The organism is Bradyrhizobium genomosp. III, assembly GCF_000261705.1.
In the GTDB taxonomy this organism is placed as follows: domain Bacteria; phylum Pseudomonadota; class Alphaproteobacteria; order Rhizobiales; family Xanthobacteraceae; genus Bradyrhizobium; species Bradyrhizobium ottawaense.
Map to the genome: position 1 here is coordinate 1 of NZ_AJQF01000451.1, position 13856 is coordinate 13856.

Consider the following 13856-nt stretch of genomic DNA (forward strand, 5'->3'; position numbering starts at 1 on the left):
CGGAAATCGGGCGTGCTTTAATGGTTGCTACGAGATATCGTCGAGCACCTCACGCGTCCTTGTGCGCGCCGGGATGGATCAGGACGTCGCGCGCGGCGGCGAGGTCGATGAAGGCTTGCGTGCTGCCGCCGTGGTCGGGATGCATGCCCTTGGCGGCGCGGCGATAGGCCTGGTTGATGTCCTCGCAGGTGAGCTGCACCGCGAGCGGCAGGCCGAGCATCTTGCGGGCACGATCCTCGCTGGACAGCTGTTTCGGCGTGGCGTTGCGCCGGCCGAAGCGCGGCGCGGTCAGATCATGAACGACTTCGAGAACGACGCCGATGCGGCGCTGGGCCGCCAGCGTGACGCCGTGATCGTCATTCTCGACCGCCTGGCGCAGCACCGGAAGCGCCTGCTCGGCGGCCTGGCGCAGCGTGGCATCGACGCTCGTCCGCGCGATCTCGGCCACGAGCCGGCCCGCCTCGGCCCAATCGGCCGATTGCGCCGACCTCAGGCGTTCAAGGGCGAGTTTCCAGGAGTCGAGCCGTGTGTCGAGCCGTTCCATCATGCGCGCAACGTTTAGCAATGAAGATCAGTATGCCAAGGCTGCCGTTTCCGTCCCCTTAATTTCGAGTTAGCGTTTCGTGAAACTTCGAAACGAAATCGGGAGAAAAATGTCATGGCATTGCTCGCAAACCACATCGCCGTCATCACCGGCGCCGGCTCCGGCATCGGCCGGGCCATCGCGGCCGGCTACGCTCGCGAGGGCGCGCAAGTGGTGCTGCTCGACGTCAATGCCGACACGGTCGCGGAGGCCGCCCAGGAGATCCGCAAAGCGGGCGGCAGGGTCGAGAGTTTTGCGCTCGACGTGACCCGGCGCGAGGACTGTTTTGCGCTCGCCAAGCAGATCGCCGACAAGGTCGGGCAGGTCTCGATCCTCGTCAACAATGCCGGCATTACTCGCCGCAACGCCTTCACCGCGGAGACCGAGACGGTGGCGAAGGACTGGAACGACATCATCTCGCTCAACCTCAACGGCGTCTTCAACATGACGCAGGCCTTCCTCGCACCCTTGCGCGCGAGCAAAGGCCGCATCGTCAATATCGGCTCGATCCAGTCCTTCGTGCATCTGCGCACGCCGAGCTCGGCTGCCTACACGACCTCGAAACACGGCGTGCTCGGCTTCACCAAGGCGCTCGCGGTCGAGCTCGGCAAGGAAGGCGTGCGCGTCAACGCGATCGGGCCGGGCTTCATCGAGACCAACATCAACGCCAATGTGCGCGCGACCAATCCGGCGCTGGTGCAGGCCTTCGTCGACCACACCCCGCTGGCGCGCACCGGCAAGCCCGAGGATATCGTCGGGCCCGCGATCTTCCTCGCGTCGGATCTGTCGGCCTATGTCACGGGAACGATCGTGATGGTGGACGGCGGCTACCGGACGGTGTGAGGCGCGACTCACTACCCCCGCGCACGGGATTCATCGTCCGCCTTGTAGGCAATTGCGCCACTGGACCGGACGATGACACCGCATGCGTGGAAGAGATAGTCCCGCATCACGATGCATCTGGCGCCAATCGCGGCGGCTTAGCGGCATTCCTGGGGTCAATTGGTGCGTTCGTTCGCGATTAACCTTTCATTAACCAAACCCGCCCACCGTACATCTACGGCTTGGGGGTCGTTGGTTCTCGATCCGCTTCCAAAGATGGCAGCGGGCGTTGATCGGGAGGTGTGTTGATGACCACTGTTCATGTCGCTGCGTCCGAGTCGGGCGCGCAATTCCTTGCTCCCAACCAGATCGTTCCGCTTCTGATCGGCGCCACCGTCGACGAAGTCGAGCGCGAGCTCGTGCTTCAGACGCTTGCGCGCTGCGACGGCAACCGCACCCGCGCATCGCGCGTGCTCGGCCTGTCGGTGCGCACGCTGCGCAACAAGATCAGGATCTACGCGGCGTCCGGCATCGACGTGCCCGCCTATCAGGATTAGCGTCCGAGGACGCGCCGCTGAATCAATCCGCCGATGATGACCGCAAGCGCGATCATCACGACCGAGGCTGCGATCATCTCGATCGCGCGGAGGAAGAAGGCCGTCATGACAGCCCATGACGGCTGCGGCTCCTCGGCGAACGCGACCGGCACGACGTCGGGTACCAGTTGGTGCGCGAGGCCAAGCGCTGCTGTAAGGACGGCAGCGAACAGCCAAAGGATCTTCCACGCTGCGCGCATCGGTCGCTCCTCGCAAGAGTTGTGGCCGTGCGATCGATGACACAGCAGCCCGTGCCGCCGATTGATGTTGATCAAGCGTGGTGAGCTGTCCCGGCGGAATTGCTGCTGTCGTCAAACGCCGCTAAGTAGCTTGCTTCCGGTCAAGGGAGCAGCGGCGTGGCAGACGAACAGAAACGGCAGGGATCTCAAGGGCCGCGCGGACGGCAGGGCGTGCCGGGACGGCCGGGACCGCAGGGTCATCCGGGCCGGCGCGGTCCCGACGGCGCGCGCGGCAAGCCGGGTCCGCAAGGCAAGCCGGGGCCGATCGGAAAGGCGGGACCTCAGGGCAAGCCCGGTCCGCAAGGCAAGCAGGGCGAGGCTGGCCCGCGTGGGGCCGCCGGCGCGCAGGGACCTGCCGGACCGCAGGGGCCGGCGGGGCCGCAAGGCCCGCGCGGCGAGGCTGGGCCTGCCGGTCAATTGCCCTCGATCGAACAGGTGCTGCCGTGGCTCGAGCAACTGTTCGACGCCTGGGACGAGCGCCGCCGCCAACGCGAGCGCGACGCCGCCGAGCGCGAGGCGCTGGAGGCCGCCGTGCAGGAGCCCGATGAGGCCATCGTCGACGACGAGAGCGACGAAGGCGAAAGCGACGAGCACAGGAAGAAGAAGAAAAAGAAGAAGCACCGGGATTAGCGATGCCGGTGCCCCGGACGCAGCGCGGCATGCAATGCTGCGCTGCTGAGCCGAGGCCCATATCGCCGGGTGCTGCGCTGACGATGACTGGGTCCCGGCTCTGCGGAGCGGCACTTCGCGCCGCACCGCGTCCGGGACACGAGCCAAATCAAGACGCGCCGGAAGCGTCATCCTTGCGCGGCAGCATGCCCATGCGCTCGAACTGCCAGCGCATGGCGCGATACCAGAGATAGCCCACCGCCGCGCCGCACAGGGCCAGGATGATCACGTTGGCGCTCGAGAACGAGCCGCTCCACCACATCATCCACGCAGTCCACAGCAGCGTGAAGACGATGGCACCTGCTTTCAGCGGAAGAAGGGGGCGGCTCATGATCCTGCTCCGGGCTGTCAAAATCCCGGCGGACATCATTGCAGGACGAGGCGCCCCATACCGTGAGCCAGATCACGGAATGCGAAGCTGCAGCCCTCTAACCGAAGCGCAGCCGCGAGCGCTCCTTCGCCCTTTCCGCCTCGACCTCGCGGTCCCGCGCCGGCGCATGGGTGTGCAGCGAGGTCAGGAGATTTCGCGCAGCCTGCGAGACCTCGGCCACTGCACGGTCGAACGCCGCCTCGTTGGCCTGCGACGGCTTGTTGAAGCCGGACAGTTTTCGCACGAACTGGAGCGCACTGGCGTGGATCTCATCCTCCGTCGCCGGCGGCTCGAAGTTGAACAGCGTCTTGATGTTGCGGCACATGCAGGGGCCTCTTCCGGATGTTTCCTTGAAGACGATCGGCGGAGCCGAAATCCTACATCCTTCCGCGCACTTCTGCTAAGTTCCGCTCCAACGCGGCCGCCGACCATGAGCCGCAATGGGGAGAGAAACATGAAGGCTTCCTGCGCCGCGCTGTCGGCTGTCCTGCTGTCCTTTTCAATGCCGGTCCTGGCCTCCGATTATCCGGCACCCAAGCAGGGCGACTGGATCGCCAGGGACTTCAAGTTCCACACCGGTGAGACCATGCCGGAGCTGAAGCTGCACTACACCACAATCGGCGAGCCCTCAGGCCAACCGGTGCTCGTGCTGCACGGCACGGGCGGCTCGGGCACAAGCATGCTGTCACCCGCCTTCGCCGGGGAGCTGTTCGGCGCGGGGCAACCGCTCGACGCCTCCAAATATTACATCATCCTTCCCGACGGCATCGGTCATGGCAAATCGTCAAAACCCTCCGACGGCATGAAGACGAGCTTCCCGAAATACGATTACGACGACATGGTCGAGGCGCAGCATCGCCTGGTGACGGAAGGACTCGGCGTCAAGCATCTGCGGCTCGTCATCGGCAATTCGATGGGCGGCATGCACACCTGGCTGTGGGGCGAGAAATATCCGAACGCGATGGACGCGCTGATCCCGATGGCCTCGCAGCCGACCGAGATGGCGTCGCGCAACTGGATGCTGCGGCGGATCATGCTCGACACCATCCGCAACGACCCGGACTACAATGGCGGCAACTACACCAGCCAGCCGCGCATGATGAGATATGCCATCACCGCCTACGGCATCGCCAGCATCGGCGGCACCCTGGCCTACCAATCGCAGGCGCCGACCGCGGCCAAGGCCGACAAGATCGTCGACGACCGGTTGGCGACGCCGATCACGGCGGATGCCAACGACTTCGTCTACCAGTGGGAGTCCTCGCACGACTATAATGCCGGCGAGAAGCTGGAAGCCATCGAAGCATCGCTGCTGCTGATCAATTCCGCCGACGACGAGCGCAACCCGCCCGAGACCGGCATCACGGACGCGGCCATGAAGCGGGTCAAAAACGGCCGCCTCTATCTGATCCCGGCGAGCGCCGAGACGCGCGGCCACGGCACCACCGGCAATGCGAAATTCTACAGCGAGCAGGTGCGGCAATTGCTGGAGAGCACGCCGCAACAAACGATCGAATCGGCGCGCCGCTGATTTTGCAGCGCATCATGTGCGGCACTTCGGAGCCGCATATTATTTGGGCATGCAATGCGCTGACAGCTCGGGCTTAATCGCGTCACCGATGGAACCGACACGCGCAAGACTCGCGCGCGAATAGCGGAACGCGACGAGGAGGGATCGCATGCACAGGCTCGCACTGTGCGTTTGGCTGGTCGCGATGACGGCGCTGACCAGCGCCGCACTCGCATTCGACAACGGGCAATATGACCACATCCCGCCCGATATCCGCGCCTGGTTCAAGAGCGTGATCGCGCCGAACGGCGTGCCCTGCTGCGATGTCTCGGACGGCCATCGCACCGACTACGATGTGCGCAGCGGCGCTTATTGGGTGCCGATCGAAGGGCAATGGATGGAGGTGCCCGAGCGCGCCATCATCCGCGACCGGGGCAATCCGGTCGGCCAGGCCGTGGTGTGGTACGTTCGCCACCGCGGCGCCATCATCATCAGCTGCTTCGTGCCGGCCGATGCCGTGTAAAACGTCTTGATCGATTCCATTGGCTGGAGGCGGCCCGATTGGGTAGCTTGCCGCCAAGCTGAAGCGGAGGCACGCCATTGACCGATCTTTGCGCCGAAGACCTCACCACCATCTACGCCAAGCCGAGCCCGCGCGTGATCGCGAAAGCGCGTCCCGCGATCGACGCGCATGCGAGGAAGTTCATCGAGATGTCGCCGTTCTGCGTGCTCGCGACGTCGGGCGCGGACGGCAGCGTCGATGCCTCGCCACGCGGCGGCGGCACCGGCTTCGTCCACGTCGCTGGTCCGAACCAGCTATTGATGCCTGACCGCTCCGGCAACAACCGGATCGACAGTTTCCGCAACGTCGTCGAAGGCTCGGGCTTCGTGCATCTGTTGTTCTTCGTGCCCGGCATCGACGAGACGCTACGCGTCGGCGGACGCGGCACGCTGTCGGCCGATCCGGATCTGCTCGCTTCCATGGTGGAATTCGGCAAGCCACCGCGGGCGGTGCTGAACGTCGCCGTCAGCGAAGTCTATTTCCATTGCGGCAAGGCGCTGATGCGCTCGAAGCTGTGGTCGCCGGAGAAAGTGCAGCGCTCGGTGATGCCCAGCATCGTCACGGTCATCCACGACCAGACCGGCCTCGGCGAACCGGCGAGCCAGGAGACCGTGGAAGAGATCTACAAGACGCAATTGTAGGTGGGGCGACAATCACGGTGTCGTCCCGGACAAGCGCAGCGCAGATCCGGGATCCATAGCCACAGGGAGTGGTTTTGCGAAGACAAGAACTCGTCCCACGGTACTCATACCGGCGCATCCAGATAGATCACGCGGTATGGGTCCCGGCTTTCGCCGGGACGACACCGAGTATGCGCCAGAGCCGAAGCTTAGTGCCCCTCACCCTCGAGCCCACCGACGTGCTTCTGGGTGTAGAGCTCGAGGCCGATGCGGCCGATCAGGTCGAGCTGGGTTTCGAGGAAGTCGATGTGGTGCTCCTCGTCGCTCATCAGCTTCTCGAACAAGTCACGCGTGACGTAGTCCTTGACGCCGTGGCAGTAGGTCGCCGCTTCCTGGTAGAGCGCACGCGCGCTCATCTCGGCAGCGAGGTCGCACTCGATGATCTCCTTGACGTTCTGGCCGATGCGCAAGGGATCGAGCACCTGCATGTTCGGAAAGCCGTCGAAGAACAGGATGCGCGCGGTGAGCTTGTCGGCGTGCTCCATCTCCTCGATGGACTCCTTGCGCCAGACCTTGGCCATGTCGAGGAGGCCCCAATTGTCGAGGAAGCGGTAGTGCAGCCAGTACTGGTTGATCGCAGTCAGTTCGTGACGCAGTGCCTTGTTGAGATAGTCGATGACTTTTGCGTCGCCCTGCATGGTTCACTCCAGCTCTTGCAGTCCAAATCGGCCCAAAACCGAATTTAGAACGCTTCTAAGTCAGTTTACGAATGAGGGCAACTGGCTACGGCGGCGCGGCCGGGGAAATGCTCAACCGAGCTGCGAAGGCTTTCAGCAGGCCGCGAGGGCGAACTGGGCGGGCTCAGCCGCTTCGTCATTGGCAGCCACAGTGTGGTTGTGCGGACAGCCGGCACAGCAGGACTGGGCGCAGGGGCCAAGGGCTTCGTCGATGATGGTCTTGATCGTCCGGGCGCAGCGACCGCATTCGGCGCTGCAGCCGAGGCATCCATAGACCTGCTTGGCATGGCGCACGGCGTCGTCGGACTCGGCGACGGCGGCACGGATGTCGTCATCGCTCAGCACGTTACAGGAACAAACGATCATGGAAGCGGCAGGCCCTTCGGTGATGCGTCATCATCGATATTTAACGAGCCCGCCGGATGCAAAAGGAAAAAGCGGTATTTGAAGCTATTCCAAACTGGCCCAAAAGCAGCCTAGAACGGCCCTAAATTTCAGCGTTGCGCTGGATCAAGATTGGAGCGGATCTAATCGCCGCCTCCGCCTCCCCCACCATCGCCGCCGCCTCCGCAATCGCCACCACTGCTGCCGCTGTCGCTGCTGGAACAGCTGCCGCTGTCGGCCGAGCTGCCCGAACTGTCGCTGGAAAACCAGCTTCCCAGCGAGAAGCCGTTATTGCTGCCCGAATAGGTGTCGCCGCTGCTGCTGCCATCGCCACCCGCCCCGGCGCGGGAGCGCCGCTGGCCGCGGTTCTGGAGATGGGTGAGCCAGCCGTAACCGATCGCGGACACGACCCCGGCAGCAATCAATGCATTGATCATCGCGTTGCCCATCGTCGCCTCCTGGCCGAGCCTGCGGTTCACATCAATTGGTCGCCCGCCACCAAGGTGCCGTTCATTGATCATTCAAACGAAGTATGGAACTCTGCTCCCAAAGGGTTCCCGCGTGTTCGTACGAAAGGTCAAGCCGATGAAGAAGTTGCTCCTGACGGTCGCCGCCGTCGCCTCCCTGGCCGTTGCGGCCGGAACCCCGGCCCATGCACAGCGCGGCGTCGCGGCGGGCGTAGCGGCCGGCATCATCGGCGGCGCCATTGTCGGCGGCGCGCTGGCCTCTCCGTATTATTACGGACCCGGGCCCGGCTATTACGAACCCGGCTATTACCCGCCCCGCTACTATGCGCCGGGCCCGGGCTATGTCTCTGACGACTATTACGGCGGCGGCTGCGTCTGGCAGAAGCAGCGCTTCTGGGACGGCTATGCCTGGCGCGTCCGCCGCGTCAGAGTCTGCGGCTGAGGCGACTCGAACCGGTCCATCGCGACCACATCGGCTGACCGGTTCACTACGGATTCGCCGTTCATCTCCGGGCCTGAAAAAGACCGCTTTTTCTCGTCACAGCTCCGTGTGCGTTTACCGTGGGTTGACCAATTGCGCGCTTCCTAGCTGCACGGCCAATTCCATCAGCGTGTGCGTGAACCTTTGAAACCCGGGCGCCTCTAACAAGAGGAACCCATCTCCCAGGAGAGCCAAGAGCATGAAGAAGACTTTAGTTGCCGCCCTCACGGTTGCGACGGTCGCCGGTTCGCTGGTGACCGCCACTCCGTCCGCCAAGGCCCATGACGGCGTTGGCGCCGGCATCGCGGCCGGCCTGATCGGCGGCGCCATCGTCGGCGGCGCCATCGCGTCGAGCCGTCCGGCCTATGGCGGCCCCGTTTACGTCGCCGAGCCCGGCCCGCCGCCCCCGCCCTGCTACTGGCAGCGTCAGCGTTATTGGGACGGTTACGGCTGGGTCGTTCGTCCGGTTCGCGTCTGCTACTGATCTGATCGCACCGGCGCTCGTGAGCGCCGCGATCGAAGCCCGGCCGAGACCATCGGCCGGGCTTTTTCTTTGGTCGCGCGCTATCGCGCCGCCTGGATCGAGCGCAGCACCTCTTCGCTGGGCCAGCAATCGACCTTGAGGCCCGCCGACTTCTGATAGGCACCGAGCGCGGCGCGCGTCTGCATGCCGGCCTTGCCGTCGATCTTGTCCTTGTAGAGCCCGACGCGCGTAAGCCCACGCTGCATGGTCTCGACATCCCTGGTGCGCAATTGCTTCGAGGCCGCCCATGGCGTTGCGAACGGAAGCGGGCTCGTCATGCGGTCGGCCAGATGACCGACGAACAGCACATAGAGGTCGGAGAAATTGTATTCCTTGATGACGAAGTAGTTCTTCGTGGTCAGGAATGACGGGCCATAGATGCCTTCCGGCTGCAACAGCGAAGCCGGCTGCGCCTGCTCGGTGGCACTAAGCTTCTGCCCGCGCACCGGCACAAGGCCTTCGCGCAACCACTGGCCCAGCGGCTTCGTCACCTCGGGCACACCGGTGGTGCAATCGACCTTGGCCGGCGCCTGCACCTCGTAGGCCCAGCGCACGCCGCTCTGCCAGCCCTTGTTGACGAGTTGCTGCGCGGCTGAGGCCAGCGCATCCGGCACCGAATGCCAGATGTCGATGCGGCCGTCGCCGTCGAAATCGACACCGTGCTTGTAATATTCGGACGGCAGGAACTGCGTCAGCCCGGTGGCGCCGGCCCAGGACGAGCGCATGTCCTTGCGCGTCACCACGCCTTCGCCGAGGATCTTCAGCGCAAGGATGAACTCGGTGCGGTATTGATCCTTGCGTCGCCCGACATAGGCCTGCGTCGCCAGCACGCGGACGAGATCGTAAGGCAGCGTGTAGCGGCCGTAATCGGTCTCGCGGCCCCAGATCGCGAGCATCACGGTTGCCGGCACGCCGGACTTCTTCTCGATCGCGCTCAGCGAGGCGCGATATTTCTGCAGCAGCCGCTGTCCTTCGCCCGCAAGCCGCGCGATCGAGGCTTCCTTGACGTAGTCGGCCGGCACCTGCACGAACTCGGCCTGCGACGGCGCACCTAGCGCGGGCCGTCCGGGCAGGATCAGATCGGGCAGCTTGTAGTCGGGCTCGAGCCCGCGCGTCTGCTCGTCGAACGTCTTGCGCGAGACGCCTTCTGCCTGCGCCTCCGGCCACAGCGAGGCGATGAACTGGGTGAAGGCGGCATCGGCGGCGCGCGCGGACGTCCAGCCGCAGGTGACCACGATCACCGCAGCGATGAGCGCCCGCCGCATCATGCCGAAATCACCGCGTCAGCTTCTTGTACTTCACGCGGTGCGGAATGATGCTGTCCTGGCCGAGCCGGCGCATCTTGTCCTTCTCGTAATCCTGGAAGTTGCCTTCGAACCATTCGACATGGCTGTCGCCTTCGAAGGCCAGGATGTGGGTCGCGATACGGTCGAGGAACCAGCGGTCATGGCTGATGATGACGGCGCAGCCTGCGAAATCCTCCAGCGCCTCTTCGAGCGCGCGCAGCGTGTCGACGTCGAGGTCGTTGGTCGGCTCGTCCAGCAGCAGCACGTTGGCGCCGGACTTCAGCATCTTGGCGAGATGCACGCGATTGCGTTCACCGCCGGACAGCGCGCCGACCTTCTTCTGCTGGTCGGCACCCTTGAAGTTGAACGCCGAGCAATAGCCACGCGAGTTGACTTCCTTCTTGCCGAGCAGGATCAGCTCGTTGCCGCCGGAGATCTCCTCCCACACGTTCTTGCTGCCGTCGAGCGCGTCGCGCGACTGGTCGACATAACCGAGATGCACGGTCTCGCCGACCGTGATGGTGCCGTTGTCCGGCTGTTCCTGCTTGGTGATCATCTTGAACAGCGTGGTCTTGCCGGCGCCGTTGGGGCCGATCACACCGACGATGCCGCCGGGCGGCAGCTTGAAGGTGAGATCGTCGATCAGCAGGCGGTCGCCGAAGCCTTTGCTGAGACCTTCGAAGTCGACGACGTTGGCGCCAAGCCGCTCGGCGACCGGAATGATGATCTGCGCGGTCTGGGTCTGCTTCTCGCTCGCCTGCTTGAGCAGATCCTCGTAGCGCTGATAGCGCGCCTTGGACTTGGCTTGGCGTGCCTTCGGTGACGAGGCGACCCATTCCTGCTCGCGCGCGAGCGTCTTCTGATGCGCTGCGTCCTCGCGTCCCTCCTGCTCCAGCCGCTTCTGCTTCTGCACCAGCCAGGACGAGTAATTGCCCTCGTAGGGAATGCCCTTGCCGCGATCGAGCTCGAGAATCCAGCTCGTGACGTTGTCGAGGAAGTAGCGATCATGGGTCACGATCAGGATCGCGCCGGGATAGTTGCGCAGATGGCCTTCGAGCCAGGACACCGACTCGGCATCGAGATGGTTGGTCGGCTCGTCCAGCAGCAGCAGCTCGGGCTGGTCGAGCAGCAGCTTGCACAGCGCGACGCGGCGGCGCTCACCGCCGGAGAGCTTCGTGACATCCGCATCGTCGGGCGGGCAGCGCAGCGCGTCCATGGCCTGGTCGACCTTGCTGTCGAGATCCCAGAGGCCCTGGGCCTCGATCTCGTCCTGTAGCTTGGTCATCTCGTCGGCGGTTTCCTCGGAGTAGTTCATCGCCAGCTCGTTGTAGCGATCGAGGATGGCCTTCTGCTTGGCGACGCCCAGCATGACGTTCTCGCGCACGCTGAGTGCCGGATCGAGGTGCGGCTCCTGCTCGAGATAGCCGACACGGGCGCCCTGCGCGACCCAGGCCTCGCCGTTATACTCCTTGTCGAGGCCAGCCATGATCTTGAGCAGCGTCGACTTGCCCGAGCCGTTGACGCCGAGCACGCCGATCTTGGCGTCCGGGTAGAACGACAGATGGATGTTATCGAGCACCTTCCGGGTCGGGTAGCTCTTGGTCAGGCCCTGCATGAAATAGATGAACTGGCGTGCCATCGGTCCCGAAAACCTTCGATTTGAGGAAATTTGCTTAGCCTGCGATGTAGCGATCCCGCCCCCAAAGGGCAATGTTTTCCGTCCGTTCACCACGGATGAATACGGGACGGACACCATCCGGTCACCGATCCGGACAATTGAAACCATCTTTTAATAAATCAGGCCGAAAGCTCGGTTTCGCGCGGAAACAGCGCCACCCGCTCAGAACGAACGGGAGCACAGCGAGGCCGCATCATGGCTCTGATCGAGACCCATTCTCTTCCTGTTCCGGCAGAAGCCGGCCACGTCTCCGGCTTCGTCTCGGAGATCAAGGGATTCTGGAAGCGCTTCTTCGCCACCGCCTTCAATCCCTACCGGCCCGAACTGCACTACATGCGTGGCCCCGGTCCGGCATGGCGCGCCAAGCACGGCATGGATGCGCCGTTCCGCCTGAAGCCCCGGGATCTCTGAGCGCCTCCTTCCTATCGGACTTTTGAAGACGCAAGCGGCTTGCGCGCCGTCCTGATTGCGCGCAACCATGGCCCGGTTCCGACGATGGCGCGCGCCCAGCGCCCTCACCTCTCGCCATCAACTCTGGCCCTGGATGAACGCTGATGAGCCGGCTGCGCTGTGCAATTCTCGACGACTATTTCAATCTCGCGCTCGACGTCGCCGACTGGCAGAAACTGTCCGACCGCCTCGACGTCACCGTGTTCAGCCATCCCTTCGCCTCCGAGCAGGCCGCGGCCAGCGCGCTGGCCGATTTCGAGATCATCTGCGCGATGCGCGAGCGGACGGCCTTCCCGAAGAGCCTGTTCGAGAGCCTGCCGAAGCTGAAGCTGCTGCTCACATCGGGCATGCGCAACGCCGCGATCGACATGGAAGCCGCGAAGGCGCGCGGCGTCACCGTCGCGGGCACGCAATATTCGCGCGATCCCACCGCACCGCTGACCATGGGCCTGATCCTGGAACTGACCCGCGGCATCGGCCGCGAGAACGCGCGCATGCATGCCGGCGAGCCCTGGCAAACCTTTGCCGGCGTCGAGATCGAGGGCATGACGCTCGGCATTGTCGGGCTCGGCAAGCTCGGCAGCAGGATGGCCGGGATCGCCAAGGCGTTTGGCATGAACGTGATTGCCTGGAGCCCGAACCTGACGCCGGAGAAATGCGCGGCGGCCGGCGTCGGCTACGCCACCAAGGAGGAGCTGTTCGCCAAGGCCGATATCGTCACCATCCATGTGGTGCTGAGCGAGCGCTCGCGCGGGCTGGTGAGCCGCGACGATCTCGCGCGGATGAAGCCGACGGCCTTCCTCGTCAACACCGCGCGCGGGCCAATTGTCGATGAGGCGGCGCTGCTCGAGGCGTTGCAGCAGCGCAAGATCGCGGGCGCCGGCATCGACGTCTTCTCGGTCGAGCCGCTGCCGGTCGACCATCCCTTCCGCAAGCTCGACAACGTCGTGCTGACGCCGCATCTGGGCTACGCGACCTCAGACGGCCTGCGCATCCATTACGGCCAGATGGTCGAGGCGATCGACGCTTTCACCAAAGGCAGCGAGCTGCCGCGCAAGCTGGCCTGAATGATGAAGGGCGTGCCGATGGCACGCCCTTTTGCAATCTGAATATTCCCGACGCGCTTAGCGCACGGTGACCGGCGCGGGTAGCGGCGGCACCACGGTCGGCTGCGTGCCCGGGACCGGACCGGCCTGGGCGGCCATCGGAGCCGGACCAGCAGCAACGGGCGCGGGCGCTGCGGACGCCGTCGCGGTTCCCGGCGGCGGACCACCGGGCATCACCACCACGCGGGTGCCGACCTTGACGCGATCGAACAGGTCGGAGACGTCCTCGTTCAGCATGCCGATGCAGCCGGACGAGACGAACTTGCCGATGGTCGAGGGCTGGTTGGTGCCGTGGATGCGGTAGACGGTCGAGCCGAGATACATCGCGCGGGCGCCGAGCGGATTGCCGGGGCCGCCGGCCATGAAACGCGGCAGATAGGGCTGGCGCTCGATCATCTCGGTCGGCGGATGCCAATCCGGCCACTCGGCCTTGCGGGTGATCTTCTGCACGCCGGTCCAGGTGAAGCCGTCGCGGCCGACGCGGACGCCGTAGCGGATCGCACGGCCGCCACCGAGCACGTAATAGAGGTAGGTGTTGGGGGTATCGACCACGAGGGTGCCCGCGGGCTCCTTGGTCTGGAACGAGACCTCCTGGCGGCGCAGGTTCTGCGGCAGCTGCACCGGCGCAGCATCGGGCTGCTCCTCAGGCGGCAACGCGGCCATCGTCATCGGCCTTCCGTCAGCGCCAACCGGCGGCTGCCCGGCCTGGACCGTTCCGGTCGCGGCGGGACCACCAACGGCCTCCGGCGGACGCATGCCGTCACCGGCGGGAG

The 13856-nt window shown here is 64.7% G+C and carries 20 protein-coding genes; 10 read left to right on the plus strand and 10 right to left on the minus strand.

The genetic code is table 11. The annotated features are described in order from the left end of the window. Positions 1-49: 49 nt before the first annotated feature. Positions 50-547 carry a molecular chaperone DnaJ gene (locus tag IC66_RS0135960; RefSeq protein WP_028145590.1) on the minus strand — a complete coding sequence of 166 codons (498 nt, stop codon included), beginning with the start codon at positions 545-547 and terminating at the stop codon, positions 50-52. Positions 548-658: 111 nt separating this feature from the next. Between IC66_RS0135960 and IC66_RS0135965 the strand changes: the two genes are divergently transcribed. Together IC66_RS0135965 and IC66_RS0135970 are read left to right on the plus strand one after the other, a co-directional pair. Then, positions 659-1426, plus strand: coding sequence for an SDR family NAD(P)-dependent oxidoreductase (locus IC66_RS0135965; protein WP_038950858.1), 768 nt, complete (start codon positions 659-661; stop codon positions 1424-1426). A 287-nt stretch (positions 1427-1713) separates the two neighbouring features. Continuing rightward, the gene (locus IC66_RS0135970) at positions 1714-1962 is read left to right on the plus strand and encodes a helix-turn-helix domain-containing protein (RefSeq protein ID WP_028145592.1); all 249 of its coding nucleotides are present in this window, start codon (positions 1714-1716) and stop codon (positions 1960-1962) included. Here IC66_RS0135970 and IC66_RS0135975 read toward each other — a convergent pair. Then, positions 1959-2201, minus strand: coding sequence for a hypothetical protein (locus IC66_RS0135975; RefSeq protein WP_038950859.1), 243 nt, complete (start codon positions 2199-2201; stop codon positions 1959-1961). The genes IC66_RS0135970 and IC66_RS0135975 overlap by 4 nt on opposite strands. Before the next feature lie 156 nt (positions 2202-2357). Here IC66_RS0135975 and IC66_RS0135980 point away from each other — a divergent pair, with 156 nt between their 5' ends. After that, on the plus strand, positions 2358-2870 hold the full coding sequence (locus tag IC66_RS0135980; RefSeq protein WP_038950860.1) for a collagen-like protein: 513 nt from the start codon (positions 2358-2360) through the stop codon (positions 2868-2870). 148 nt (positions 2871-3018) lie between these two features. Here the strand turns inward: IC66_RS0135980 and IC66_RS0135985 are convergent, their stop codons facing one another. Continuing rightward, on the minus strand, positions 3019-3240 hold the full coding sequence (locus IC66_RS0135985) for a hypothetical protein (protein ID WP_028145595.1): 222 nt from the start codon (positions 3238-3240) through the stop codon (positions 3019-3021). A 97-nt stretch (positions 3241-3337) separates the two neighbouring features. Beyond that, a complete protein-coding gene (locus tag IC66_RS0135990) occupies positions 3338-3604 on the minus strand; it encodes a DUF2277 domain-containing protein (RefSeq protein ID WP_028145596.1) in 267 nt (88 codons plus the stop codon). Positions 3605-3733: 129 nt separating this feature from the next. On the opposite strand from IC66_RS0135990, the gene IC66_RS0135995 reads away from it, so the two are divergent. The 3 genes from IC66_RS0135995 to IC66_RS0136005 all read left to right on the plus strand — a co-directional run bounded on the left by IC66_RS0135995 (position 3734) and on the right by IC66_RS0136005 (position 5992). Further along, complete coding sequence (locus tag IC66_RS0135995; protein WP_038950861.1) at positions 3734-4810, plus strand: alpha/beta fold hydrolase; 1077 nt, start codon at positions 3734-3736, stop codon at positions 4808-4810. A gap of 148 nt (positions 4811-4958) precedes the next feature. Continuing rightward, entirely contained in the window at positions 4959-5312 is a 354-nt protein-coding gene (locus IC66_RS0136000; protein ID WP_028145598.1) for a hypothetical protein, read from the plus strand. 77 nt (positions 5313-5389) lie between these two features. Further along, positions 5390-5992 (plus strand): pyridoxamine 5'-phosphate oxidase family protein, encoded by a 603-nt coding sequence (locus tag IC66_RS0136005; protein ID WP_028145599.1) that lies wholly within the window; start codon positions 5390-5392, stop codon positions 5990-5992. A gap of 188 nt (positions 5993-6180) precedes the next feature. Here IC66_RS0136005 and bfr read toward each other — a convergent pair whose 3' ends face one another. From bfr to IC66_RS0136020, 3 genes are all read right to left on the minus strand, one after another. Continuing rightward, the gene (gene bfr, locus IC66_RS0136010; RefSeq protein WP_011089420.1) at positions 6181-6669 is read right to left on the minus strand and encodes a bacterioferritin; all 489 of its coding nucleotides are present in this window, start codon (positions 6667-6669) and stop codon (positions 6181-6183) included. A gap of 132 nt (positions 6670-6801) precedes the next feature. Next, positions 6802-7074: a (2Fe-2S)-binding protein gene (locus IC66_RS0136015; protein WP_018318601.1), complete on the minus strand. Its 273-nt coding sequence runs from the start codon at positions 7072-7074 to the stop codon at positions 6802-6804. Between the two features lie 161 nt (positions 7075-7235). After that, positions 7236-7541, minus strand: coding sequence for a hypothetical protein (locus tag IC66_RS0136020; RefSeq protein WP_028145600.1), 306 nt, complete (start codon positions 7539-7541; stop codon positions 7236-7238). A gap of 136 nt (positions 7542-7677) precedes the next feature. On the opposite strand from IC66_RS0136020, the gene IC66_RS0136025 reads away from it, so the two are divergent. Together IC66_RS0136025 and IC66_RS0136035 are read left to right on the plus strand one after the other, a co-directional pair. Continuing rightward, positions 7678-8001 carry a hypothetical protein gene (locus tag IC66_RS0136025; protein WP_028145601.1) on the plus strand — a complete coding sequence of 108 codons (324 nt, stop codon included), beginning with the start codon at positions 7678-7680 and terminating at the stop codon, positions 7999-8001. 238 nt (positions 8002-8239) lie between these two features. After that, on the plus strand, positions 8240-8524 hold the full coding sequence (locus IC66_RS0136035; protein WP_028145602.1) for a hypothetical protein: 285 nt from the start codon (positions 8240-8242) through the stop codon (positions 8522-8524). Positions 8525-8604: 80 nt separating this feature from the next. Here the strand turns inward: IC66_RS0136035 and IC66_RS0136040 are convergent, their stop codons facing one another. Together IC66_RS0136040 and ettA are read right to left on the minus strand one after the other, a co-directional pair. Next, entirely contained in the window at positions 8605-9831 is a 1227-nt protein-coding gene (locus IC66_RS0136040) for a lytic murein transglycosylase (RefSeq protein ID WP_038950862.1), read from the minus strand. A 7-nt stretch (positions 9832-9838) separates the two neighbouring features. After that, positions 9839-11488 carry an energy-dependent translational throttle protein EttA gene (gene ettA, locus IC66_RS0136045; RefSeq protein WP_028145604.1) on the minus strand — a complete coding sequence of 550 codons (1650 nt, stop codon included), beginning with the start codon at positions 11486-11488 and terminating at the stop codon, positions 9839-9841. 234 nt (positions 11489-11722) lie between these two features. Between ettA and IC66_RS0136050 the strand changes: the two genes are divergently transcribed. Both IC66_RS0136050 and IC66_RS0136055 read left to right on the plus strand, forming a co-directional pair. Then, positions 11723-11938 carry a hypothetical protein gene (locus IC66_RS0136050; RefSeq protein WP_028145605.1) on the plus strand — a complete coding sequence of 72 codons (216 nt, stop codon included), beginning with the start codon at positions 11723-11725 and terminating at the stop codon, positions 11936-11938. Between the two features lie 143 nt (positions 11939-12081). Beyond that, positions 12082-13044, plus strand: coding sequence for a D-2-hydroxyacid dehydrogenase family protein (locus IC66_RS0136055; protein ID WP_038950863.1), 963 nt, complete (start codon positions 12082-12084; stop codon positions 13042-13044). A 57-nt stretch (positions 13045-13101) separates the two neighbouring features. Here IC66_RS0136055 and IC66_RS0136060 read toward each other — a convergent pair. Then, on the minus strand, positions 13102-13856 hold a 755-nt coding region (locus tag IC66_RS0136060; protein ID WP_038950864.1), incomplete at its 5' end, for a L,D-transpeptidase.

Excerpts from the sequence above, each read along its gene's own strand:
- IC66_RS0135960 (WP_028145590.1), bottom strand. The coding sequence starts at position 547 with ATGATGGAACGGCTCGACACACGGCTCGACTCCTGGAAACTCGCCCTT.
- IC66_RS0135965 (WP_038950858.1), top strand. The coding sequence starts at position 659 with ATGGCATTGCTCGCAAACCACATCGCCGTCATCACCGGCGCCGGCTCC.
- IC66_RS0135970 (WP_028145592.1), top strand. The coding sequence starts at position 1,714 with ATGACCACTGTTCATGTCGCTGCGTCCGAGTCGGGCGCGCAATTCCTT.
- IC66_RS0135975 (WP_038950859.1), bottom strand. The coding sequence starts at position 2,201 with ATGCGCGCAGCGTGGAAGATCCTTTGGCTGTTCGCTGCCGTCCTTACA.
- IC66_RS0135985 (WP_028145595.1), bottom strand. The coding sequence starts at position 3,240 with ATGAGCCGCCCCCTTCTTCCGCTGAAAGCAGGTGCCATCGTCTTCACG.
- IC66_RS0135990 (WP_028145596.1), bottom strand. The coding sequence starts at position 3,604 with ATGTGCCGCAACATCAAGACGCTGTTCAACTTCGAGCCGCCGGCGACG.
- IC66_RS0135995 (WP_038950861.1), top strand. The coding sequence starts at position 3,734 with ATGAAGGCTTCCTGCGCCGCGCTGTCGGCTGTCCTGCTGTCCTTTTCA.
- IC66_RS0136000 (WP_028145598.1), top strand. The coding sequence starts at position 4,959 with ATGCACAGGCTCGCACTGTGCGTTTGGCTGGTCGCGATGACGGCGCTG.
- bfr (WP_011089420.1), bottom strand. The coding sequence starts at position 6,669 with ATGCAGGGCGACGCAAAAGTCATCGACTATCTCAACAAGGCACTGCGT.
- IC66_RS0136015 (WP_018318601.1), bottom strand. The coding sequence starts at position 7,074 with ATGATCGTTTGTTCCTGTAACGTGCTGAGCGATGACGACATCCGTGCC.
- IC66_RS0136020 (WP_028145600.1), bottom strand. The coding sequence starts at position 7,541 with ATGGGCAACGCGATGATCAATGCATTGATTGCTGCCGGGGTCGTGTCC.
- IC66_RS0136025 (WP_028145601.1), top strand. The coding sequence starts at position 7,678 with ATGAAGAAGTTGCTCCTGACGGTCGCCGCCGTCGCCTCCCTGGCCGTT.
- IC66_RS0136035 (WP_028145602.1), top strand. The coding sequence starts at position 8,240 with ATGAAGAAGACTTTAGTTGCCGCCCTCACGGTTGCGACGGTCGCCGGT.
- IC66_RS0136040 (WP_038950862.1), bottom strand. The coding sequence starts at position 9,831 with ATGATGCGGCGGGCGCTCATCGCTGCGGTGATCGTGGTCACCTGCGGC.
- ettA (WP_028145604.1), bottom strand. The coding sequence starts at position 11,488 with ATGGCACGCCAGTTCATCTATTTCATGCAGGGCCTGACCAAGAGCTAC.
- IC66_RS0136050 (WP_028145605.1), top strand. The coding sequence starts at position 11,723 with ATGGCTCTGATCGAGACCCATTCTCTTCCTGTTCCGGCAGAAGCCGGC.
- IC66_RS0136055 (WP_038950863.1), top strand. The coding sequence starts at position 12,082 with ATGAGCCGGCTGCGCTGTGCAATTCTCGACGACTATTTCAATCTCGCG.